The sequence below is a fragment of the Streptomyces auratus genome (genome assembly GCF_050433025.1).
GTDB lineage: Bacteria > Actinomycetota > Actinomycetes > Streptomycetales > Streptomycetaceae > Streptomyces > Streptomyces sioyaensis.
This window is the reverse complement of record NZ_JBNGCB010000001.1, coordinates 3,734,566-3,758,463: the sequence shown is the minus strand read 5'-3', so window position 1 is coordinate 3,758,463 and position 23,898 is coordinate 3,734,566. Positions and strand designations below refer to the sequence as shown.

Genomic DNA, 23,898 nt, shown 5'->3' with positions numbered 1-23,898 from the left:
GCCCGCTCGTGTCACCTCCGGATGTCCGCAGGTAGGGCCGTTCTGGTGAACTACTTGGCCTCGGCCAGCAGCTTCTGGAGGCGGGACACGCCCTCGACCAGGTCCTCGTCGCCCAGCGCGTACGAAAGCCGCAGGTAGCCGGGGGTGCCGAAGGCCTCACCCGGGACGACGGCGACCTCCGCCTCCTCCAGGATCAGCTCGGCCAGCTCCACGCTGGTCTGCGGGCGCTTGCCGCGGATCTCCTTGCCCAGGAGCTCCTTCACCGACGGGTACGCGTAGAACGCGCCCTCCGGCTCGGGGCACAGCACGCCGTTGATCTCGTTGAGCATTTCCACGATCTTGCGGCGGCGCCGGTCGAAGGCGACCTTCATCTCCTCGACGGCCGTCAGATCGCCGGAGACCGCCGCGATGGCCGCGGCCTGCGCGACGTTCGAGACGTTGGACGTGGCGTGCGACTGGAGGTTCGCGGCGGCCTTGATGACGTCCTTGGGGCCGATCGCCCAGCCCACCCGCCAGCCGGTCATCGCGTACGTCTTCGCCACGCCGTTGACGATGATGCACTTGTCGCGCAGCTCGGGGACGACCACAGGCAGCGACGAGAACTCCGCGTCGCCGTAGACCAGGTGCTCGTAGATCTCGTCGGTCAGCACCCACAGGCCGTGCTCGGCGGCCCAGCGGCCGACCGCCTCGACCTGCTCGCGGGTGTAGACCGCGCCGGTCGGGTTCGACGGCGAGACGAACAGCAGCACCTTGGTGCGGTCCGTACGGGCCGCCTCCAGCTGCTCCACGGTCACGCGGTAGCCGGTGGTCTCGTCGGCGACCACGTCGACCGGCACACCGCCGGCGAGACGGATCGACTCGGGGTAGGTGGTCCAGTACGGCGCCGGGACGATGACCTCGTCACCCGGGTCCAGGATCGCTGCGAACGCCTCGTAGATCGCCTGCTTGCCGCCGTTCGTCACCAGGACGTTCGCGGCCTCGATCTCGTAGCCGGAGTCGCGCAGCGTCTTCGCGACGATCGCGGTCTTCAGCTCGGGGAGGCCGCCGGCCGGGGTGTAGCGGTGGTACTTCGGGTTGCGGCAGGCCTCGACGGCGGCCTCGACGATGTAGCCGGGCGTGGGGAAGTCGGGCTCACCGGCGCCGAAGCCGATCACCGGGCGTCCGGCGGCCTTGAGGGCCTTCGCCTTGGCGTCTACGGCGAGGGTCGCGGACTCGGAGATCGAACCGACGCGGGCCGAGACCCGGCGTTCGGTGGCGGACGATGCGGAAGGGGTTGCAGCGCTCATACATGCATCGTTGCAGACCTCCGACGAGCCCGGCACACGGGTTTGCGGGCACCACCCGCGAGGATCGTGTTCGACGACCGGCCCCGAACCACGTACACTCGCTGACCGTTGGCTCCCAACAGGTCGCCGCGGCACATGCACCAAGTGCAGTCGCCCGCATGCGGTAGGTTGGGGGAACCACAAAGGGTCGTAGCTCAATTGGTAGAGCACTGGTCTCCAAAACCAGCGGTTGGGGGTTCAAGTCCCTCCGGCCCTGCTACACGCACTCTCCACCGCAGTGCGTGCACGCGTACGTATGACATGCACCGCCGTGCGGCAGGAGCAGGGCGCGGCACGGCCACGACCCGGATTCAGGTGAGGACGAGTGACGGACGCCCTGGGCTCCATCGACATGCCTGAGCGCGGTCGCTCCGAGGACGAGACCGCGGAGTCCCAGAAGAAGCCCCGTCGCGGCGGCAAGCGCGGCAAGAAGGGCCCCTTCGCGCGGCTCGCGCTTTTCTACCGCCAGATCGTGGCGGAGCTCCGCAAGGTCGTCTGGCCCACGCGCAACCAGCTGTCGACGTACACCAGTGTGGTGATCGTCTTCGTTGTCATCATCATCGGTCTCGTAACCGTGATTGACTTGGGAATCAACCGAGTCGTCGGGTACGTCTTCGGCTGATCCCGCGGAGGGCGCCTCAGCGGGCGCCCATTTCGCATGTTCAACCCCTTGAAGCCAGGAAGAAGCAGCCACCGTGTCTGACCCGAACCTGAACGACGCCGCCGACTCCGCCGAAACGGCAGCGGCCGACGTGGACGCGGCCGCCTCGGCCGAGGTCGAGGGCGACGACACCGCGCGTGACATCGTCGAGAACGCCGACGCGGTCGACGAGCTCGACGCCGAGGACGCCGCCGCCGGTGAGCCCGCCGAAGAGGCCGCGGTGCACGTCGACGAGGAGGCCGAAGCCGCCGCCGAGGTCACCGAGGACGAGGAGGAGCCGGTCGACCCCGTCGCCGCCCTCCGCGACGAGCTCCGTGGCCTGCCCGGTGAGTGGTACGTCATCCACACCTACGCGGGGTACGAGAACCGCGTGAAGACCAACCTTGAGCAGCGTGCCGTCTCGCTGAACGTCGAGGACTTCATCTTCCAGGCCGAGGTGCCGCAGGAAGAGGTCGCCCAGATCAAGAACGGCGAGCGCAAGACCATCCGCCAGAACAAGCTCCCGGGCTATGTGCTGGTGCGGATGGACCTGACGAACGAGTCCTGGGGCGTCGTCCGCAACACCCCGGGTGTCACCGGCTTCGTCGGCAACGCCTACGACCCCTACCCGCTGACGCTGGACGAGATCGTCAAGATGCTCGCCCCGGAGGCCGAGGAGAAGGCCGCCAAGGAGGCCGCGGCGGCCGAGGGCAAGCCGGCGCCGTCCCGCAAGGTCGAGGTCCAGGTGCTGGACTTCGAGGTGGGCGACTCCGTCACCGTCACCGACGGCCCGTTCGCGACGCTCCAGGCGACGATCAACGAGATCAACGCCGACTCGAAGAAGGTCAAGGGCCTCGTCGAGATCTTCGGCCGCGAGACCCCGGTCGAGCTGAGCTTCGACCAGATCCAGAAGAACTAGGTTCTTCCGGCCCACCAGCCAAATCGACCAGGTCAGACGGGCTCACAGCCGGTCTGACCTGCTCGGTTTTTGGCCGCACGACCATACCCGTTATCGTTGTGCGGTATGCCTCCATCCGGATGACCGGGTGGATCGGCGAAACACCTCTCACTAGGACCCGGAGAGAGCATGCCTCCCAAGAAGAAGAAGGTCACGGGGCTTATCAAGCTCCAGATCAGCGCCGGCGCCGCAAACCCGGCCCCGCCGGTCGGCCCTGCACTGGGCCAGCACGGCGTCAACATCATGGAGTTCTGCAAGGCCTACAACGCCGCGACCGAGTCGCAGCGTGGCATGGTCGTGCCGGTGGAGATCACGGTCTACGAAGACCGTTCCTTCACCTTCATCACCAAGACCCCGCCGGCCGCGAAGCTCATCCTGAAGGCCGCGGGCGTGGAGAAGGGCTCCGGCGAGCCGCACAAGACCAAGGTCGCCAAGATCACCCGCGACCAGGTCCGCGACATCGCCACCACCAAGATGCCCGACCTGAGCGCCAACGACCTCGACTCCGCCGAGAAGATCATCGCTGGCACCGCCCGTTCCATGGGCATCACGATCGAGGGCTGATCCTCAGCCTCTTTCGGCACCCCGTGGCAGGACCAGGCGCTGGTCCGCACCACGACTCCACCCCACTGCACCAGGAGCAGAAGTGAAGCGCAGCAAGACTCTTCGCAATGCGGACGCGAAGATCGACCGGGAGCGTCTGTACGCCCCCCTCGAGGCCGTCCGTCTCGCCAAGGACACCACCTCCGTCAAGTTCGACGCGACCGTCGAGGTCGCCATGCGTCTGGGCGTCGACCCGCGCAAGGCCGACCAGATGGTCCGTGGCACCGTGAACCTCCCGCACGGCACCGGTAAGACCGCCCGGGTCCTGGTCTTCGCGACCGGTGACCGTGCTGCGGCCGCGGAAGCCGCCGGCGCCGACATCGTCGGCTCGGACGAACTGATCGACGAGGTCTCCAAGGGCCGTCTGGACTTCGACGCCGTCGTCGCCACCCCGGACCTCATGGGCAAGGTCGGCCGCCTCGGCCGCGTGCTCGGTCCCCGTGGTCTGATGCCGAACCCGAAGACCGGCACCGTCACCCCGGATGTCGCCAAGGCTGTCACCGACATCAAGGGCGGCAAGATCGAGTTCCGCGTGGACAAGCACGCGAACCTCCACTTCATCATCGGCAAGGTCTCCTTCGACGAGACCAAGCTGGTGGAGAACTACGCCGCGGCCCTCGAGGAGATCACCCGCCTCAAGCCGTCCGCCGCCAAGGGCCGCTACATCAAGAAGGCCACCATCACCACCACGATGGGCCCCGGCATCCCGCTGGACGCCAACCGCACCCGCAACCTCCTTGTCGAGGACGAGGCCGTCTGATCTCCTTGATCAGCGCCTCGTAGCGCGTCTGCATCGCGTCAGGCCCCGTCTCTCCTCCGGGAGGGACGGGGCCTGACGCATGTGCTGTCGGTGCCCTGCATTACAGTCGCCCCGAGGTCCATAAAGATGATCTAAGGGGGAGCCTCACGTGCGTAGCACGCGTATAGCCGCCGCCGTGGCGGGTGCAGTGATGTTGGTCGGCAGCCTGAGTGCTTGTAACGACGACGGCGGCAAGGCCTCTGGCGGCAGCAGCGGCGGCGGGAGCAGCGACACGGCGGGCGGCAAGCAGGACCCGGCGCAGAACCCGGTGGACGCCCTGAAGGCCGCCCAGGAGGCGACCGCGGGCAAGAAGACCGCGAAGATCGACGGCTCGACGACCACGACCACCACCAACGGCCAGGTGAAGCAGTCCACCAAGGGTGGGCTGGACTGGACGCAGGGCATGCAGATGAACGTCGAGAACACCATGACCGGCGGGGGGAGCCCCGGTAAGCCGATCAAGGCGATCTACACCAAGGACGCCGTGTACATGAACATGGGCGCGGCCATGCCCGGCGCGAGCAGCAAGCCCTGGATGAAGTACTCGTACGCGGCGCTGTCGAAGCAGCTGGGCGGCTCCGGCACGCTGTTCCAGGACGTTCTGCAGAACGCGAACCCGAGCCAGCCGATCGAGCTGCTGATCGCCTCCGGCACGGCCAAGGCCGTCGGCAAGGAGGCCGTGAACGGCGTCCAGGCGACGCACTACACCGGCACCGTCACGATGGCCCAGCTGAGCGGCAAGGTCAGCAAGTCGGTCCGTGACCTGGTCCAGAAGCAGCTCGAAAAGGGCGGTGCGAAGAGCGAACAGCTCGACGTCTGGATCGACGCCGACAACCTGCTGGTCAAGAAGGAGGAGAAGCTCGGCGGCAAGCAGCCGAGCAGCTCCACGGCGCTCTTCTCGGACTACGGCACCAAGGTCGACGTGTCCCCGCCGCCGGCGAGCCAGACGACGACCGCGCCCGGCGCCTGACCGGCACCGCAGCGCGTGTGACGGCCTGGGCGGGGGCTCACGGATGCCCCTGCTCAGGCCGATTTGCCTGACCGCCGTCCGCTCCCGTATCTTTTCCCGGAAGCCAAAGACCGCTGGTTGTCTCTGCGCGTCCGAACTCCGGGCGTGTGGTGGCCGAAGGATCCGCTAGCTGCGGACGGCCTGCGCAGGCGTGTATGGATGAACTCCCGGACGGAATTCCGTTCCGGTGGAGTACGCCCCGTGCGCCTGCGCCGGGGCGTTTGTTTTGCCCAGCCCCTTCTGCGCGGTCCTCATCACCCGGAAGGAGGCCGAGGCTCATGGCGACGTCTGACAAGAACGCAGCCGTTGCGGAGATCACGGAGAAGCTCCGCGACTCGCACGCAGCTGTTGTGACTTCTTACACCGGACTGACTGTGGCGCAGCTCAAGGAGCTGCGTCGTTCTCTCGGCGAGAACGCTCAGTACCGTGTGGTGAAGAACACGCTGACCAAGATCGCGGCCAAGGAGGCCGGGATTCAGCTGGACGAGCACCTCAAGGGCTCGACCGCTGTCGCCTTCGTGACCGGTGACCCGGTCACGGCGGCGAAGGGTCTTCGTGACTTCGCCAAGGAGAACCCCTCTCTCGTCATCAAGGGCGGTGTCCTTGACGGCAAGGCACTGTCTGCCGACGAGATCAAGAAGCTTGCGGACCTTGAGTCCCGTGAGGTTCTGCTCGCCAAGCTGGCGGGAGCGATGAAGGCGTCCACGGCCAAGGCCGCGGCGACCTTCCAGGCCCCGCTCACGAAGTTCGCCCGCACCGCGGACGCGCTTCGCAGCAAGGTCGAGCAGGGCGGTGCCGGTACGCCGGCTCCCGCCGAGGCTGCCGAGTAATCACTCGGACGCCCAGCGGGCCCGAAGTACGCCCGCCAGACATGTACATCCGGCACCAGCCGAATTAGTGGAAGGACCGCCACCATGGCGAAGCTCAGCCAGGAAGACCTGCTCGCGCAGTTCGAGGAGATGACCCTCATCGAGCTCTCCGAGTTCGTGAAGGCGTTCGAGGACAAGTTCGACGTCGAGGCCGCCGCCCCGGTCGCCGTTGCCGCTGCCGGTGCCCCGGGCGCCCCGGCCGCCGAGGCCGTCGAGGAGCAGGACGAGTTCGACGTCGTCCTCACCGGCGCCGGCGACAAGAAGATCCAGGTCATCAAGGTCGTGCGCGAGCTGACCTCCCTGGGCCTGAAGGAGGCCAAGGACCTCGTCGACGGCACCCCGAAGCCGGTCCTCGAGAAGGTCGCCAAGGACGCCGCCGAGAAGGCTGCCGAGTCCCTCAAGGCCGCCGGCGCCTCCGTCGAGGTCAAGTGACTTCACTGAGTCTCCGACTCACGTCCTGAGCGCCTGAGGCGTCAGGGACACCAGCCAAGGGCGATCACCCATGCGGGTGGTCGCCCTTCGGCGTGCTCGTCACAGCTGCATTGCCTCGCGCCTGCGTGCGAGTATGGTGATCTTCGTTGCCCGGACCTGCCCCCATGTGACGATCTCCCAGAGGTGGGGGGCCTTGACGAACCGGACGCGGCGCGCAATTCTCGGGACGCGACGCAGAAGCGATCCAGGGTTCGAGGCATGGATCGCCGACGAAGAGGGAAGCATCGGTGTGCGCCACTGGCGCAGGGCTTTCGGCAGGCGCAGGGCATTGAGAAGAACAAACGAGGGCTTCCTCCGGTGCGGAGGACATGACCTCCCGGAGGGAGAAGATCGGTATCACGGTGCTGAACCGGTCTCCGGAAACTCGCTCTGGACATCAGTGGGCCGAGTGGCTACACTGACCCTTTGCGCTGCCTGTTAGCTGCTCCCTGCCCGTCACCAGGGGCATACCCGAGCCCGAGCAAAGCTGAAGAACCGCCCTGACCTGGGCTCTCCCTCAGTCTGTTCGGTTCGGGACCGGTACGCGCGTAGTGAGTCCGAGCCCTCGGAAGGACCCCCTCTTGGCCGCCTCGCGCAACGCCTCGACTGCCAATACGAACAACGGCGACAGCACCGCCCCGCTGCGCATCTCTTTTGCGAAGATCAAGGAGCCCCTCGGGGTTCCGAACCTCCTTGCGCTGCAGACCGAAAGCTTCGACTGGCTGCTCGGCAATGCCGCATGGAAGGGTCGCGTCGAGGCTGCGCTGGAGAGTGGGCAGGAAGTCCCCACCAAGTCCGGTCTGGAAGAGATCTTCGAAGAGATCTCCCCGATCGAGGACTTCTCCGGGTCGATGTCGCTGACGTTCCGCGACCACCGCTTCGAGCCCCCGAAGAACTCCATCGACGAGTGCAAGGAGCGCGACTTCACGTACGCCGCTCCGCTCTTCGTCACCGCTGAGTTCACGAACAACGAGACCGGCGAGATCAAGTCCCAGACGGTCTTCATGGGCGACTTCCCGCTCATGACCAACAAGGGAACCTTCTGCATCAACGGCACCGAGCGTGTCGTCGTCTCGCAGCTGGTCCGCTCGCCGGGCGTGTACTTCGACAGCTCCATCGACAAGACGTCCGACAAGGACATCTTCTCCGCCAAGATCATCCCGTCCCGGGGTGCCTGGCTGGAGATGGAGATCGACAAGCGCGACATGGTCGGTGTGCGCATCGACCGCAAGCGCAAGCAGTCCGTGACCGTCCTGCTCAAGGCGCTCGGGTGGACCACCGAGCAGATCCTGGAGGAGTTCGGCGAGTACGAGTCGATGCGCGCCACCCTGGAGAAGGACCACACCCAGGGTCAGGACGACGCGCTGCTCGACATCTACCGCAAGCTGCGCCCGGGCGAGCCGCCGACCCGTGAGGCCGCGCAGACGCTGCTCGAGAACCTGTACTTCAACCCCAAGCGCTACGACCTCGCCAAGGTCGGCCGCTACAAGGTCAACAAGAAGCTCGGTGGCGACGAGCCGCTCGACGCCGGTGTGCTGACCACCGATGACGTCATCGCCACGATCAAGTACCTGGTCAAGCTGCACGCCGGCGAGACCGAGACGATCGGCGAGAACGGCAACTCCATCGTTGTCGAGACCGACGACATCGACCACTTCGGCAACCGTCGTCTGCGCAACGTCGGCGAACTCATCCAGAACCAGGTCCGTACGGGTCTGGCGCGTATGGAGCGCGTCGTGCGTGAGCGCATGACGACCCAGGACGTCGAGGCGATCACGCCGCAGACCCTGATCAACATCCGGCCGGTCGTCGCCTCCATCAAGGAGTTCTTCGGCACCAGCCAGCTGTCCCAGTTCATGGACCAGACCAACCCGCTGTCGGGTCTGACCCACAAGCGCCGTCTGTCGGCGCTGGGCCCGGGTGGTCTCTCCCGTGAGCGGGCCGGTCTGGACGTCCGTGACGTGCACCCCTCGCACTACGGCCGTATGTGCCCGATTGAGACCCCCGAAGGTCCCAACATCGGTCTCATCGGCTCGCTGGCCTCCTACGGCCGGGTCAACGTCTTCGGCTTCATCGAGACGCCGTACCGCAAGGTCGTCGACGGCCAGGTCACGGAGGAGGTGGACTACCTCACCGCTGATGAGGAGGACCGCTTCCTGATCGCCCAGGCCAACGCGAAGCTCTCCGAGGACATGCGGTTCTCCGAGCAGCGTGTCCTGGTCCGCCGTCGTGGCGGCGAGGTCGACCTGGTCCCCGCCGACGAGGTCGACTTCATGGACGTCTCGCCGCGCCAGATGGTGTCGGCCGCGACCGCCATGATCCCGTTCCTCGAGCACGACGACGCCAACCGCGCGCTCATGGGATCGAACATGATGCGCCAGGCCGTTCCGCTGATCAAGGCGGAGTCGCCGCTGGTCGGCACCGGCATGGAGTACCGCTGTGCGGTCGACGCCGGTGACGTCATCAAGGCGGAGAAGGACGGTGTGGTCCAGGAGGTCTCCGCGGACTACATCACCGTCGCCAACGACGACGGCACGTACACCACGTACCGCGTCGCCAAGTTCACCCGCTCCAACCAGGGCACCTCCTTCAATCAGAAGGTCGTCGTGGACGAGGGCGCGCGGGTCATCGAGGGCCAGGTCCTCGCCGACGGTCCGTCCACGGACGAAGGCGAGATGGCGCTCGGCAAGAACCTGCTCGTCGCGTTCATGCCGTGGGAGGGCCACAACTACGAGGACGCGATCATCCTGTCGCAGCGCCTCGTGCAGGACGACGTCCTCTCCTCGATCCACATCGAGGAGCACGAGGTCGACGCCCGTGACACCAAGCTGGGCCCCGAGGAGATCACCCGGGACATCCCGAACGTCTCCGAGGAGGTCCTCTCCGACCTCGACGAGCGCGGCATCATCCGGATCGGTGCCGAGGTCGTCGCCGGCGACATCCTCGTCGGCAAGGTCACGCCCAAGGGTGAGACCGAGCTGACCCCCGAGGAGCGCCTGCTCCGCGCGATCTTCGGTGAGAAGGCGCGCGAGGTGCGCGACACCTCGCTGAAGGTGCCGCACGGTGAGATCGGCAAGGTCATCGGCGTCCGCGTCTTCGACCGCGAAGAGGGCGACGAGCTGCCCCCGGGCGTGAACCAGCTGGTCCGCGTCTACGTCGCCCAGAAGCGCAAGATCACCGACGGTGACAAGCTCGCCGGCCGGCACGGCAACAAGGGCGTCATCTCGAAGATCCTGCCGGTCGAGGACATGCCGTTCCTGGAGGACGGCACCCCGGTCGACATCATCCTCAACCCGCTGGGTGTCCCGTCCCGAATGAACCCGGGTCAGGTCCTGGAGATCCACCTCGGCTGGCTCGCCAGCCAGGGCTGGAAGGTCGAGGGCGTCGAGGAGGAGTGGAAGAAGCGTCTCCACTCCATCGGCGCGGACGAGGTCGCCGCCGGTTCCAACGTCGCCACCCCGGTGTTCGACGGTGCGCGCGAGGACGAGATCTCCGGTCTCTTCGAGTCGACGATCCCCAACCGTGACGGCGAGCGGATGGTCAAGGGCTCCGGCAAGGCCCGGCTGTTCGACGGCCGCTCCGGTGAGCCGTTCCCGGACCCGATCTCGATCGGGTACATGTACATCCTCAAGCTGCACCACCTGGTCGACGACAAGCTCCACGCGCGTTCGACCGGTCCGTACTCGATGATCACCCAGCAGCCGCTGGGTGGTAAGGCTCAGTTCGGTGGCCAGCGGTTCGGTGAGATGGAGGTGTGGGCGCTGGAGGCATACGGCGCCGCATACGCCCTCCAGGAGCTGCTGACGATCAAGTCCGACGACGTGACCGGCCGCGTGAAGGTCTACGAGGCCATCGTCAAGGGCGAGAACATCCCCGAGCCCGGCATTCCCGAGTCCTTCAAGGTGCTCATCAAGGAAATGCAGTCCCTGTGCCTCAACGTGGAGGTGCTGTCCTCGGACGGCATGTCCATCGAGATGCGCGACACCGACGAGGACGTCTTCCGCGCTGCGGAGGAGCTCGGCATCGACCTGTCCCGGCGCGAGCCGAGCAGCGTCGAAGAGGTCTGACGGGAGTCCGGCCGGGGAGCCAGTGATGGCTCCCCCGGCCGGCCCCAGGACCCCCGTTTCAGACCCCAAGACTTACAACCCTGAGAGGGATTGACGCATAGTGCTCGACGTCAACTTCTTCGATGAGCTCCGGATCGGTCTGGCTACCGCTGACGACATCCGTCAGTGGAGCCACGGCGAGGTCAAGAAGCCCGAGACCATCAACTACCGCACGCTCAAGCCCGAAAAGGACGGACTCTTCTGCGAGAAGATCTTCGGTCCGACCCGGGACTGGGAGTGCTACTGCGGTAAGTACAAGCGCGTCCGCTTCAAGGGCATCATCTGCGAGCGCTGCGGCGTCGAGGTCACTCGCGCCAAGGTGCGGCGTGAGCGGATGGGCCACATCGAGCTGGCCGCTCCCGTCACCCACATCTGGTACTTCAAGGGCGTGCCGAGCCGGCTGGGCTACCTGCTGGACCTCGCGCCCAAGGACCTCGAGAAGGTCATCTACTTCGCCGCCTACATGATCACGTGGGTGGACGAGGAGCGCCGTACGCGCGACCTGCCCTCGCTGGAGGCGCACGTCTCCGTCGAGCGTCAGCAGATCGAGCAGCGCCGCGACTCCGACCTGGAGGCCCGCGCCAAGAAGCTCGAGACCGACCTGGCCGAGCTGGAGGCCGAGGGCGCCAAGGCGGACGTGCGCCGCAAGGTGCGCGAGGGCGCCGAGCGTGAGATGAAGCAGCTGCGCGACCGTGCGCAGCGCGAGATCGACCGTCTCGACGAGGTCTGGAACCGCTTCAAGAACCTCAAGGTCCAGGACCTCGAGGGCGACGAGCTGCTCTACCGCGAGCTGCGGGACCGCTTCGGCACGTACTTCGACGGCTCCATGGGTGCCGCTGCCCTGCAGAAGCGCCTGGAGACCTTCGACCTCGACGAGGAGGCCGAGCGCCTCCGCGAGATCATCCGTACCGGTAAGGGCCAGAAGAAGACCCGTGCGCTCAAGCGCCTCAAGGTCGTCTCCGCCTTCCTGCAGACCCGCAACAGCCCCAAGGGCATGGTGCTGGACTGCATCCCGGTGATCCCGCCGGACCTGCGTCCGATGGTGCAGCTGGACGGTGGCCGCTTCGCGACCTCCGACCTGAACGACCTGTACCGCCGTGTGATCAACCGCAACAACCGCCTCAAGCGGCTTCTCGACCTCGGCGCGCCCGAGATCATCGTGAACAACGAGAAGCGGATGCTGCAGGAGGCCGTCGACGCGCTGTTCGACAACGGCCGCCGCGGTCGCCCGGTCACCGGTCCCGGTAACCGCCCGCTGAAGTCCCTCAGCGACATGCTGAAGGGTAAGCAGGGCCGCTTCCGTCAGAACCTGCTCGGCAAGCGAGTCGACTACTCGGCGCGTTCCGTCATCGTCGTCGGCCCGCAGCTCAAGCTGCACCAGTGTGGTCTGCCCAAGGCCATGGCGCTGGAGCTCTTCAAGCCGTTCGTGATGAAGCGCCTGGTGGACCTCAACCACGCGCAGAACATCAAGAGCGCGAAGCGCATGGTCGAGCGCGGCCGCACGGTCGTCTACGACGTGCTCGAAGAGGTCATCGCCGAGCACCCGGTGCTGCTGAACCGTGCACCCACCCTGCACCGTCTGGGCATCCAGGCCTTCGAGCCGCAGCTGGTCGAGGGCAAGGCCATTCAGATTCACCCGCTCGTCTGCACCGCGTTCAACGCGGACTTCGACGGTGACCAGATGGCCGTCCACCTCCCGCTGTCCGCGGAGGCCCAGGCCGAGGCCCGCATCCTGATGCTGTCCTCGAACAACATCCTCAAGCCGGCCGACGGCCGTCCGGTCACCATGCCGACCCAGGACATGGTGCTCGGCCTCTTCTTCCTCACCACGGATGAAGAGGAGCGCAAGGTCATCGGTGAGGGCCGGGCGTTCGGCTCGACCGCCGAGGCGATCATGGCGTTCGACGCCAAGGAGCTCTCGCTCCAGGCGAAGGTCGACATCCGCTTCCCGATCGGCACCGTCCCGCCGCGTGGCTGGACCCCGCCGCTTCCGGAGGAGGGCGAGCCCGAGTGGCAGCCCGGTGACAGCTTCCGGCTGCGGACGACCCTGGGCCGTGCGCTCTTCAACGAGCTGCTGCCCGAGGACTACCCGTTCGTCGACTACTCGGTGGGCAAGAAGCAGCTCTCCGCGATCGTCAACGACCTGGCAGAGCGCTACCCGAAGGTCATCGTGGCGGCGACGCTCGACAACCTGAAGGCGGCCGGCTTCCACTGGGCGACCCGTTCCGGCGTCACCGTCGCCGTCTCGGACATCGTCGTCCCGGAGGCCAAGAAGGCCATCGTCGCGGGCTACGAGGCCCAGGACGAGAAGGTCCAGAAGCAGTACGAGCGCGGTCTGATCACCAAGGACGAGCGCACGCAGGAACTCATCAACATCTGGACCAAGGCGACCAATGAGGTCTCCGAGGCGATGAATGAGAACTTCCCCAAGACGAACCCCATCTTCATGATGGTTGACTCGGGTGCCCGAGGAAACATGATGCAGATGCGGCAGATCGCCGGTATGCGTGGTCTGGTGTCGAACGCGAAGAACGAGACCATCCCGCGTCCGATCAAGGCGTCGTTCCGCGAGGGTCTGTCCGTGCTGGAGTACTTCATCTCCACCCACGGTGCCCGTAAGGGTCTGGCGGACACCGCCCTTCGTACCGCCGACTCCGGTTACCTCACCCGTCGTCTGGTCGACGTCTCCCAGGACGTCATCATTCGCGAGGAGGACTGCGGCACCGAGCGCGGCCTCAAGCTGCGCATCGCGTCGAAGGGTGCGGACGGCGTCCTGCGCAAGGCGGACGACGTCGAGTCCAGCGTCTACGCACGGATGCTGGCCGAGGACGTCGTCGTCGACGGCAAGGTCGTCGCGCCGGCCAACGTGGACCTCGGTGACGTGCTCATCGACGCGCTGGTCAACGCGGGCGTCGAGGAGGTCAAGACCCGTTCGGTCCTGACCTGTGAGTCCGCGGTCGGCACCTGTGCCTTCTGCTACGGCCGTTCGCTGGCCACCGGCAAGCTGGTCGACATCGGTGAGGCGGTCGGCATCATCGCCGCCCAGTCCATCGGTGAGCCCGGCACCCAGCTGACGATGCGTACCTTCCACACCGGTGGTGTGGCCGGTGACGACATCACCCTGGGTCTGCCGCGTGTCGTTGAGCTCTTCGAGGCCCGTACGCCCAAGGGTGTCGCCCCGATCTCGGAGGCGGCCGGCCGCGTCCGGATCGAGGAGACCGAGAAGACCAAGAAGGTCATCGTCACCCCGGACGACGGCAGCGACGAGACCGCCTACGGCGTCTCCAAGCGCGCCCGCCTCCTGGTGGGCGAGGGCGACCACGTCACGGTCGGCCAGCCGCTGACCGTGGGTGCCGTCAACCCGCACGACGTGCTGCGGATCCTCGGCCAGCGCGCCGTCCAGGTCCACCTGGTCGGCGAGGTCCAGAAGGTCTACAACAGCCAGGGCGTGGCGATCCACGACAAGCACATCGAGATCATCATCCGGCAGATGCTGCGCCGTGTGACGATCATCGAGTCCGGCGACGCGGAGCTGCTGCCGGGCGAGCTGGTGGAGCGCACGAAGTTCGAGGGTGAGAACCGTCGGGTCGTGGCGGAGGGTGGCCACCCGGCCTCCGGCCGTCCGCAGCTGATGGGTATCACCAAGGCTTCGCTGGCGACGGAATCCTGGCTGTCGGCCGCCTCCTTCCAGGAGACGACCCGAGTGCTGACGGACGCGGCGATCAACGCCAAGTCCGACTCGCTCATCGGCCTCAAGGAGAACGTCATCATCGGTAAGCTCATCCCGGCCGGTACGGGCCTGTCCCGCTACCGCAACATCCGGGTCGAGCCCACCGAGGAGGCCAAGGCCGCGATGTACTCGGCCGTCGGTTACGACGACATCGACTACTCGCCCTTCGGCACCGGCTCCGGCCAGGCGGTCCCGCTGGAGGACTACGACTACGGTCCGTACAACCAGTAAGCCTGGTCCGTACGACAGCAACAGGGCGGCCATCCCTAACGGGGTGGCCGCCCTGCGGCGTGTGGCGCCGGCATCGTGCGGTATCCGCGGTCGTGGGCCGCGCGGGGGAACTCGTCTGCCCATCTCTGCGTCTGTGATGAGAAGATGGGGAGAACTGTCGAGCGGGGGGAGGTTCGCGAAGTGGCATTCCAGCCGTGGCAGGGTGGGCAGCCCGTTCAGCCGTCGAATCAGGTGCCTGTCATGCGTGCCTCGCACGCCGATCGTGAGCGGGCGGTCGATGTGCTCAAGGCGGGGTTCGCCGAGGGGCGGCTGCAACAGCCGGAGTACGAGCAGCGGATCACGCGGGCCTACCACGCACAGACCCATGCCGAACTGCAGATGCTGGTCGCGGATCTGCCGCAGGGACCGGTGCCGCAGGCGCAGTTCCTGCCGCAGCGCCCGGTGCCGGCGACGTTCATGCCGATGCAGATGCCGCCTCCGGTGTCGACGAACGGCTCGGCGACCGGCGCGCTGGTCTGCGGGATCATGACGCCGGTGACGTGGGGGCTGACGGCGATCCCGGCCGTGATCCTGGGACACAAGGCGCGCGCCGAGATCCGCCGCACCGGCGAGCGCGGGGACGGGCAGGCCCTCGCGGGGCTGGTGCTCGGCTGGCTGGGCATCGGCGGCTGGTCGCTGTTCTTCCTGCTGTCGGTCCTCCTGGCCGTGGCGCATCTCTAGGGCGCGTCCGGGGCCTCGGGTGGGCCGTACGGGGGCAGCAGTGGGCACGCGGTGCCTTCTTCCGTACGGCCGTAGATCGCACTACGGTGGCCGCAACGCCGTGTGGAGTCCGGCGTGTCCTTCGCGTGTGCATTTGTTTTGACCGCAGCCAATGCGGTAGGTACGCTCTGACCTTGTGCCTGGGGTGTCCCTGGGCTGCCGTGCGCGCAATCTCCCGAGCTTCCGGCCGGGAGTGCCCTCAGTACGGAAGCCAGGTTTTGACACCGCAATCTGCCGCCACGCTCGTTCCAGCGAGGGATCGGACTGCAGTATTCGACACACCCGACCGCGTGGGTCGGGGAAGTTCCAGGTTAGCTTTACCGAGACTGGCACACAGAAACCGGAGAAACGGTGCCTACGATCCAGCAGCTGGTCCGCAAGGGCCGGCAGGACAAGGTCGAGAAGAACAAGACGCCCGCGCTCGAGGGTTCCCCCCAGCGCCGTGGCGTCTGCACGCGTGTTTTCACGACCACCCCGAAGAAGCCGAACTCGGCCCTGCGTAAGGTCGCGCGTGTGCGTCTGACCAGCGGGATCGAGGTCACCGCTTACATTCCGGGTGAGGGCCACAACCTGCAGGAGCACTCGATCGTGCTCGTGCGTGGTGGTCGTGTGAAGGACCTGCCGGGTGTTCGGTACAAGATCATCCGCGGCTCCCTCGACACGCAGGGCGTCAAGAACCGCAAGCAGGCTCGCAGCCGCTACGGCGCCAAGAAGGAGAAGTAAGAATGCCTCGTAAGGGCCCCGCCCCGAAGCGCCCGGTCATCATCGACCCGGTCTACGGTTCTCCTCTGGTGACCTCCCTCATCAACAAGGTGCTGCTGAACGGAAAGCGCTCCACCGCCGAGCGCATCGTTTACGGCGCCATGGAGGGTCTGCGCGAGAAGACCGGCAACGACCCGGTCATCACGCTCAAGCGCGCGCTCGAGAACATCAAGCCGACCCTTGAGGTCAAGTCCCGCCGTGTCGGTGGCGCGACCTACCAGGTCCCGGTCGAGGTCAAGCCCGGCCGCGCCGCCACCCTCTCGCTCCGCTGGCTCGTGGGCTACTCCCGCGCCCGCCGCGAGAAGACCATGACCGAGCGCCTCATGAACGAACTGCTCGACGCCTCCAACGGCCTCGGCGCTTCGGTCAAGAAGCGTGAGGACACGCACAAGATGGCCGAGTCCAACAAGGCCTTCGCGCACTACCGCTGGTAGTCGCAACCCACATCGAGACCGAGAGAAGATTGAGCCACTATGGCCACCACTTCGCTTGACCTGGCCAAGGTCCGCAATATTGGGATCATGGCCCACATCGACGCGGGCAAGACGACCACCACCGAGCGGATCCTGTTCTACACCGGTGTTTCGTACAAGATCGGTGAGGTCCACGACGGCGCTGCCACGATGGACTGGATGGAGCAGGAGCAGGAGCGCGGCATCACCATCACGTCTGCCGCGACGACCTGCCACTGGCCGCTGGAAGACGTCGATAACACCATCAACATCATCGACACCCCGGGCCACGTCGACTTCACGGTCGAGGTGGAGCGCTCGCTGCGCGTGCTCGACGGCGCGGTGACGGTGTTCGACGGCGTTGCCGGTGTCGAGCCCCAGTCCGAGACCGTTTGGCGTCAGGCGGACCGCTACGGCGTGCCGCGTATCTGCTTCGTCAACAAGCTCGACCGTACGGGTGCCGAGTTCCACCGCTGCGTCGACATGATCACGGATCGCCTTGGCGCGACCCCGATCGTCATGCAGCTGCCGATCGGCACCGAGATGGACTTCAAGGGTGTCGTCGACCTCGTCACGATGAAGGCCCTGGTCTGGTCGGCCGAGGCTGCCAAGGGCGAGATGTACGACACCGTCGACATCCCGGACACCCACATCGAGGCGGCCGACGAGTGGCGCGGCAAGCTGCTCGAAGCCGTTGCCGAGAACGATGAAGAGGTCATGGAGCTGTACCTCGAGGGCCAGGAGCCCACCGAGGAGCAGCTCTACGCGGCGATCCGCCGGATCACCATCGCTTCGGGCAAGGCCGAGAACACCACCGTCACCCCGGTGTTCTGCGGTACCGCGTTCAAGAACAAGGGTGTGCAGCCGCTGCTCGACGCGGTCGTGCGCTACCTCCCCTCCCCGTTGGACGTCGAGGCCATTGAGGGCCACGCGGTCAACGACCCGGAAGAGGTCATCAAGCGCAAGCCGTCCGAGGACGAGCCGCTTTCCGCCCTGGCGTTCAAGATTGCGAGCGACCCCCACCTGGGCAAGCTCACCTTCATCCGGGTGTACTCGGGCCGCCTTGAGGCCGGCTCGCAGGTGCAGAACTCGGTGAAGGGCAAGAAGGAGCGCATCGGCAAGATCTACCGGATGCACGCGAACAAGCGTGAGGAGATCGAGTCGGTGGGTGCCGGTGACATCGTCGCCGTCATGGGTCTGAAGCAGACCACCACCGGTGAGACCCTCTGTGACTCCGCCAACCAGGTCATCCTGGAGTCGATGGAGTTCCCGGCCCCGGTCATCCAGGTCGCCATTGAGCCCAAGTCCAAGGGCGACCAGGAGAAGCTGGGTGTCGCCATCCAGCGTCTCGCCGAAGAGGACCCCTCGTTCCAGGTGCACACCGACGAGGAGACCGGCCAGACCATCATCGCGGGTATGGGCGAGCTGCACCTCGACGTGCTGGTCGACCGTATGAAGCGCGAGTTCCGGGTCGAGGCCAACGTCGGCAAGCCGCAGGTCGCCTACCGCGAGACCCTGCGCAAGCCGGTCGAGCGTCTCGACTACACGCACAAGAAGCAGACTGGTGGTTCCGGCCAGTTCGCGAAGGTGCAGATCGCGATCGCGCCGCTCGAGGGCGACGGGTACGAGTTCGAGAACAAGGTCACCGGTGGCCGTATCCCGCGGGAGTACATCCCGTCCGTGGACGCGGGCTGCCAGGAGGCCATGGAGTTCGGTGTTCTCGCCGGCTACCCGCTGACCGGTGTGAAGGTCACGCTCCTCGACGGTGCCTTCCACGAGGTCGACTCGTCCGAGATGGCCTTCAAGATCGCCGGTTCGATGGCCTTCAAGGAGGCTGCCCGCAAGGCCTCCCCGGCCCTGCTCGAGCCGATGATGAAGGTCGAGGTCACCACGCCCGAGGACTACATGGGCGACGTGATCGGCGACATCAACTCCCGCCGTGGTCTGATCCAGTCCATGGAGGAGCGCAGCGGCGCCAAGCTCGTCGTGGGCCTGGTTCCGCTCTCGGAGATGTTCGGCTACGTCGGAGACCTCCGCAGCAAGACGTCGGGTCGCGCAAGCTACTCGATGCAGTTCGACTCCTACGCCGAGGTTCCCCGGAACGTCGCCGAGGAGATCATCGCGAAGGCCAAGGGCGAGTAAGTCCCGTCTCCCGAGAGTCGGAACACGCTTTAGGCTTGACACCGTCTGACGGGGCAATCCCCGCAACCGTGAGGATTGCCCCGTCAGCCGGCACCCCAGCAAAGATCACCTGGCGCCGATGAGTAAGGCGTACAGAACCACTCCACAGGAGGACCCCAGTGGCGAAGGCGAAGTTCGAGCGGACTAAGCCGCACGTCAACATCGGCACCATCGGTCACATTGACCACGGTAAGACGACCCTCACGGCCGCCATTACCAAGGTGCTGCATGACGCGTACCCGGACCTGAACGAGGCCTCGGCCTTCGACCAGATCGACAAGGCTCCTGAGGAGCGCCAGCGCGGTATCACCATCTCCATCGCGCACGTCGAGTACCAGACGGAGAACCGTCACTACGCCCACGTCGACTGCCCCGGTCACGCGGACTACATCAAGAACATGATCACGGGTGCGGCGCAGATGGACGGCGCCATCCTCGTGGTCGCCGCGACCGACGGCCCGATGCCGCAGACCAAGGAGCACGTGCTCCTGGCCCGCCAGGTCGGCGTTCCGTACATCGTTGTCGCCCTGAACAAGGCCGACATGGTGGACGACGAGGAGATCCTGGAGCTCGTCGAGCTCGAGGTCCGTGAGCTCCTCTCCGAGTACGAGTTCCCCGGCGACGACGTTCCCGTCGTCAAGGTCTCGGCGCTCAAGGCGCTCGAGGGCGACAAGGAGTGGGGCGACTCCGTCCTCAAGCTCATGGCCGCCGTCGACGAGTCGATCCCGCAGCCCGAGCGCGACGTCGACAAGCCGTTCCTGATGCCGATCGAGGACGTCTTCACGATCACCGGCCGTGGCACCGTTGTCACCGGTCGTATCGAGCGTGGTGTCCTCAAGGTCAACGAGACCGTCGACATCATCGGCATCAAGACCGAGAAGACCACCACCACGGTCACCGGTATCGAGATGTTCCGGAAGCTCCTCGACGAGGGCCAGGCCGGTGAGAACGTCGGTCTGCTCCTCCGCGGCATCAAGCGCGAGGACGTCGAGCGCGGCCAGGTCATCATCAAGCCGGGTTCGGTCACGCCGCACACCTCCTTCGAGGCCCAGGCGTACATCCTGTCGAAGGACGAGGGCGGCCGTCACACCCCGTTCTTCAACAACTACCGCCCGCAGTTCTACTTCCGTACCACGGACGTGACCGGCGTCGTGACCCTCCCCGAGGGCACCGAGATGGTCATGCCGGGCGACAACACTGAGATGACCGTTGAGCTCATCCAGCCCGTCGCGATGGAAGAGGGCCTGAAGTTCGCCATCCGTGAGGGTGGCCGGACCGTCGGTGCCGGCCAGGTCACCAAGATCACGAAGTAATTTCGCTGATCCGGTTGATCCGGTCGTAGCTCCCCGGAGCTCACAAGGAGCCCCGTCCACCATCAGGTGGGCGGGGCTCCTTGACGTTCAGGCGGTCTTGCAGTTTTTCCACGCGGGCGGGCGGATTACCCATGCGGGCCGCAACGGGCCATTTCGAGGTGGGGGTAAACCTTGCGGCATCACGGCCCTCTCCTGGCCTTGGAGAGGGCGCCAGGGGCTTTTCTTGGCACAGCCTGCATGGCAGGGCTGTGACTCGTATGGCCTCGGCTGAGCCCTCGCAGACGGCGCTTGGCGTCACCGCGGACTCGTGCCAGGGCGTTCGAGACGCGCCTTCCCCCTATCCGAATGCTTGCTGCGTGTCTCTCTCGGTCGCGGCGCCCGCCGGGCCGGCGGGGTGATCGACGGCGGAGCCTGCCGGTGCCGGAGACGGTACGTCTCCCCAGGTCCCGTCCGCCCGAACGCGGTACGGGCGGCGGCCCTGAATGAGTGTCGTCAGACCGGCCAGCACGCTATCGCCGAGAAACCACCAGCCGCCGTGATTCAAGAGAAAGAGCCTGCTCAGCTCGTCCACGGCGATTACCGAGTGATCGCCGTAGGAGCCGAACGGGAAGAGTCTGCTTCCGATGCGCTCCGTGAGATCCCGCATCGCCGAGAGCGCGAACCGGCCCTCTCTCGGATCGACCACCAGTCCGTGCCGCGCTACCTCGATACCCGGCCCTACAAGGAGCAGCTCGATCCCGTGAAACTCCTGGAGAGCTTTCTCGGCGGCGGGAAAGAGCTGCCAGGCCTCATTGCCCTGGTGGCTGACCGTACTGATGGTTTCCAGGATGGCGAGGTGACAGGGTGAGCCGGTCTCCCTGCCGGGTGACCAACCGGCTTTGGCCAACACCCCTGCGACGCCTTGAAGCGCCCGTTCATGCTGCTCAGCATCCATGGTGCGGTCACCCCTCGATGAATCTGATGCCGAGCTGGTCGAGAAGGCCCTGGCAAGCGCCACACGGCACGGTGGGGCGGCCGTGATCCGGATCCCCGTGATCCCTGATCAACTTCGAGACCATGGCTGCCCCGGCGAAGTGCGGCGCCGCTTCGTTCAGCGAGATTGGGGGAAGTCCAGGACGCCGGGAATCCAGTTCCCAGAGTTGGTCGGAAACCAACGCGGATTCTGCGCAGTACCCGAGGAACGTCTCCCGTTGCGCAATGAGAAGTTCATCGAAGTAATTCTGAACGGCGGGGTGCAGTCTGGGTTCTCCATCGCCACTCAGGTTCGTGTGGCTCACGACGTGATTTCCCACAAGCAAGGATGAAGCAACGCCGGGAACGACGTTAGACATGATAATCCTCGATAGGCTGGAGACGGCCGGTGTACAGGCTGGAGATTACTTCGTGTATTCCCGTCCCTGCGTAGTAGGTTCCCGAGTGGTGAATATAAAACATGCGCTCGTCGGGGGTCATCACGGCAAGCCCATTCTCCATTTTGTCCCAGCCGACGGGGAAAACGGATTGTTGCAGATCATCCATGAGTTCGGAGATCTCTTCGGCCTTATCGCTGCAGAACCTTGCGCAGGTATTGAACGTGTCCGTGCGTTCTGCATCGTAGGGAAACTCTACGGTCAAGAATCCGTAGGAACGCAGGAACGCTTCCGCTTCTGGGAACAGCTCGAGTTGGCAGTCGTGCGCCGCCAGGTCGGAAATCACGAACTCTGTCAACTCGGGCACTTTGTCGGACATATCGCGAGCGGGATGCCATCCCGCGGCAGCCAAGAGTTGATCGATTTCTTCACGCGCCGGCCCAGTCGACATGGTCAAATCCTTTCATGCTGCTGCCCCGCTATTACCTGTGGGGCCTCACGCCCAGCTTGGGAAGCATCGAGCTACAGGAACGGCAGGGAGCCTTGTAGTCGCCATGCCCCAATGTTATTTCACCTGTTTCCCGGTCGCGCTCCTCCCCGATCTGCCGCGTGTGTATCGCGCTGCCGGTGAGCGCCTGTCGCGCTTCCTCGGGCGTGGTGATGCGTGTGCCGTCGGGATCCAACTGATGCAAGCGGTCGGATATAAGCGAGACCTCGGCGCAGTTCCCGTGTCCGCGCCCCCTCTCGATCGTGGGGTCCGACGCGATGTCATCGAGGACCTGCTGTACTACCGGATGGGCCTCTGGGTTCGTCTGCGGTTTTGGTTTCTCCATCTCACCCTTGTCGATCAGTTTCTTATCTGCCGGAGTGATGATGGGTTTCCGTTTATTGGTGCTGGTGTGCGACGTCACTGTGCCGTCATGCAAAAGACTCCCTGCGCAACCGTCGGCTTTTCGGTCGCCGCCCGGTGTCCGGTTGTTGGGGTCGGCGTTGCGCGCGTCATCGGCCAAGCGTCGTGACTCGTTGCTCAGCATTTCCATTCGGGAGTCCTCATTGAGATGGGACACATCGACGGGGTCGCGGCGATGATGCCTCATCTCTCCGGCGCTCCGTCCGTGCCAGTGGCGGGGATTGCCACCAGAAGCCCCGGACTGGCCGCCGTTCCCGCCGCCATCATGCCCACTGCCGCCTGAGGACCGCGGCTTCTTGGGGTCCTTCTTGTCGTCCTTGCCGAGGCTCTTGAAGTGGTCGGAGAGTTTCTGGTCGTTCTCGTGATGGTTCTTGGCCATCTGCTTGATACCGCGGGTCATGTTGTCGTCGAGATGTCGGGCGGTCTTCTTAACGCCGTCCTCAATGCCCTCGATGACCTTGTCGAGCATCGTGTTCGCGGCGTCGGCGATGGCGTCTTTGCCGCGCGTACGGCCGTGATGGCTCTTGGCTCGGCCGATTTTGCCGCCGGCCTTGTTCCGGAAGGTACCGCCAGCACTCTCCAGTCCGGTGACCACCCGGTCGTGTTCATCGGGGTCGAAGCTGAAGCCGCCGCTGCTGACGCCGCCTCCGCCCCCACCACTGCTGCCACCAGCGCTGAGCAACTCCATCGGGTTGTCGGCTGCTGACTTTGCCGAGGATTTGGCGTGCTGGACGCCCTGTTTGAACCCGCCCTTGCCTGCCTGCGCGGCGTGCCCGAGGTCTACACCGTCCTGGACTCCCAGAGCGTTGGCGCCCAGTTGCACGACCAAGTCGCCCACCATCGCGCCGAGCGCTTCCTCGACGGGGGTCAGGGCGATGCTGATGACCTGCTCGGCGACCTGTTGGCAGACCTCTTTGAAGATCCGGCGTACTGCGAGGCGAGTGACCTGCGTCCCCGCCAGAGCGCCGATCTCCGAGAGTCCGAGGGTGAATGGGGCGGCTGCCTGGGCGGCAATCACCTCTGCTGCGAGGATGCCGAGCTGAACGATCGCACCTACCTTGGCGCCCTCGATGAGCAACGCCACGCCGTCCATGGCTGTGGCTGCCAGCCGACCGCACTCGCCGAGGTTCCTGAGATGAGTGCCGTTGATCTTCCCCCAGTGGGCGTTCAGTGCCTCGACGGCGAGAGAGCCGCCGGCGGACGAGACCAGGCCCTGGATGGCTTGGTGCGCTTCGTTCGAGCCGCCGTCGATGTCGTCGGCGAACTCCCGCATGGCATCGGCCATATCGCGGTAGTCGTCTTCGTCGACATTTGGCCACGACACCCCGATGATGTCGAGAATCTCATCTGCCCAGCCGGGCAGTACCACACCCACGCGAACTTCCCCCGTTGAAGGCCGTCTGACTCTAGGAAGACCCTCTCAGCTGGGAA

Annotated in this window: 19 protein-coding genes and 1 tRNA gene; 15 read left to right on the top strand and 5 right to left on the bottom strand. The window is 65.8% G+C overall.

The window, feature by feature from the left end; translation table 11 throughout:
* Window positions 1-50: 50 nt before the first annotated feature.
* Window positions 51-1,286, bottom strand: a complete 1,236-nt coding sequence (locus BKA18_RS16215; protein WP_006604860.1) for a pyridoxal phosphate-dependent aminotransferase — start codon at window positions 1,284-1,286, stop codon at window positions 51-53.
* Between the two features lie 183 nt (window positions 1,287-1,469).
* Here BKA18_RS16215 and BKA18_RS16210 point away from each other — a divergent pair.
* The 15 genes from BKA18_RS16210 (at window position 1,470) to tuf (ending at window position 20,208) form a co-directional block, all read left to right on the top strand.
* Window positions 1,470-1,542 (top strand) — tRNA-Trp (locus BKA18_RS16210).
* Window positions 1,543-1,650: 108 nt separating this feature from the next.
* Complete coding sequence (gene secE / locus BKA18_RS16205) at window positions 1,651-1,947, top strand: preprotein translocase subunit SecE (protein WP_006604861.1); 297 nt, start codon at window positions 1,651-1,653, stop codon at window positions 1,945-1,947.
* Between the two features lie 73 nt (window positions 1,948-2,020).
* Entirely contained in the window at window positions 2,021-2,884 is an 864-nt protein-coding gene (nusG, locus tag BKA18_RS16200) for a transcription termination/antitermination protein NusG (RefSeq protein WP_366047706.1), read from the top strand.
* Window positions 2,885-3,052: 168 nt separating this feature from the next.
* Window positions 3,053-3,487: a 50S ribosomal protein L11 gene (rplK, locus tag BKA18_RS16195; RefSeq protein ID WP_006604863.1), complete on the top strand. Its 435-nt coding sequence runs from the start codon at window positions 3,053-3,055 to the stop codon at window positions 3,485-3,487.
* An 82-nt stretch (window positions 3,488-3,569) separates the two neighbouring features.
* Complete coding sequence (gene rplA, locus BKA18_RS16190) at window positions 3,570-4,286, top strand: 50S ribosomal protein L1 (RefSeq protein WP_006604864.1); 717 nt, start codon at window positions 3,570-3,572, stop codon at window positions 4,284-4,286.
* 148 nt (window positions 4,287-4,434) lie between these two features.
* Window positions 4,435-5,295 (top strand): SCO4651 family lipoprotein, encoded by an 861-nt coding sequence (locus BKA18_RS16185; RefSeq protein ID WP_366047707.1) that lies wholly within the window; start codon window positions 4,435-4,437, stop codon window positions 5,293-5,295.
* 317 nt (window positions 5,296-5,612) lie between these two features.
* Complete coding sequence (rplJ, locus tag BKA18_RS16180; protein ID WP_006604866.1) at window positions 5,613-6,164, top strand: 50S ribosomal protein L10; 552 nt, start codon at window positions 5,613-5,615, stop codon at window positions 6,162-6,164.
* Window positions 6,165-6,248: 84 nt separating this feature from the next.
* Window positions 6,249-6,635, top strand: a complete 387-nt coding sequence (gene rplL / locus BKA18_RS16175) for a 50S ribosomal protein L7/L12 (protein ID WP_006604867.1) — start codon at window positions 6,249-6,251, stop codon at window positions 6,633-6,635.
* Between the two features lie 620 nt (window positions 6,636-7,255).
* Window positions 7,256-10,741: a DNA-directed RNA polymerase subunit beta gene (rpoB, locus tag BKA18_RS16170; RefSeq protein ID WP_006604868.1), complete on the top strand. Its 3,486-nt coding sequence runs from the start codon at window positions 7,256-7,258 to the stop codon at window positions 10,739-10,741.
* A gap of 100 nt (window positions 10,742-10,841) precedes the next feature.
* Window positions 10,842-14,741, top strand: a complete 3,900-nt coding sequence (locus BKA18_RS16165) for a DNA-directed RNA polymerase subunit beta' (protein WP_006604869.1) — start codon at window positions 10,842-10,844, stop codon at window positions 14,739-14,741.
* A 240-nt stretch (window positions 14,742-14,981) separates the two neighbouring features.
* On the top strand, window positions 14,982-15,461 hold the full coding sequence (locus BKA18_RS16160) for a DUF1707 and DUF4190 domain-containing protein (RefSeq protein ID WP_006604870.1): 480 nt from the start codon (window positions 14,982-14,984) through the stop codon (window positions 15,459-15,461).
* Between the two features lie 390 nt (window positions 15,462-15,851).
* Complete coding sequence (rpsL, locus tag BKA18_RS16155) at window positions 15,852-16,223, top strand: 30S ribosomal protein S12 (protein ID WP_003948652.1); 372 nt, start codon at window positions 15,852-15,854, stop codon at window positions 16,221-16,223.
* Between the two features lie 2 nt (window positions 16,224-16,225).
* Window positions 16,226-16,696, top strand: a complete 471-nt coding sequence (gene rpsG / locus BKA18_RS16150; RefSeq protein ID WP_004571813.1) for a 30S ribosomal protein S7 — start codon at window positions 16,226-16,228, stop codon at window positions 16,694-16,696.
* Between the two features lie 39 nt (window positions 16,697-16,735).
* Window positions 16,736-18,856, top strand: coding sequence for an elongation factor G (gene fusA, locus BKA18_RS16145; RefSeq protein WP_093483806.1), 2,121 nt, complete (start codon window positions 16,736-16,738; stop codon window positions 18,854-18,856).
* 158 nt (window positions 18,857-19,014) lie between these two features.
* Window positions 19,015-20,208 (top strand): elongation factor Tu, encoded by a 1,194-nt coding sequence (tuf, locus tag BKA18_RS16140; protein ID WP_006604872.1) that lies wholly within the window; start codon window positions 19,015-19,017, stop codon window positions 20,206-20,208.
* Between the two features lie 337 nt (window positions 20,209-20,545).
* Here tuf and BKA18_RS16135 read toward each other — a convergent pair whose 3' ends face one another.
* From BKA18_RS16135 to BKA18_RS16120, 4 genes are read right to left on the bottom strand one after another with little or no spacing between them, the layout of a single operon-like run.
* A complete protein-coding gene (locus BKA18_RS16135; RefSeq protein WP_366047708.1) occupies window positions 20,546-21,142 on the bottom strand; it encodes an SUKH-3 domain-containing protein in 597 nt (198 codons plus the stop codon).
* Between the two features lie 7 nt (window positions 21,143-21,149).
* Entirely contained in the window at window positions 21,150-21,539 is a 390-nt protein-coding gene (locus BKA18_RS16130; RefSeq protein WP_366047709.1) for a YwqJ-related putative deaminase, read from the bottom strand.
* Window positions 21,532-22,008 carry an SUKH-3 domain-containing protein gene (locus BKA18_RS16125; protein WP_366047710.1) on the bottom strand — a complete coding sequence of 159 codons (477 nt, stop codon included), beginning with the start codon at window positions 22,006-22,008 and terminating at the stop codon, window positions 21,532-21,534. Before BKA18_RS16125 ends, BKA18_RS16130 begins: the two co-directional genes overlap by 8 nt.
* Window positions 22,009-22,039: 31 nt before the next feature.
* Entirely contained in the window at window positions 22,040-23,842 is a 1,803-nt protein-coding gene (locus tag BKA18_RS16120; RefSeq protein ID WP_366047711.1) for a YwqJ-related putative deaminase, read from the bottom strand.
* Between the last annotated feature and the right edge of the window lie 56 nt (window positions 23,843-23,898).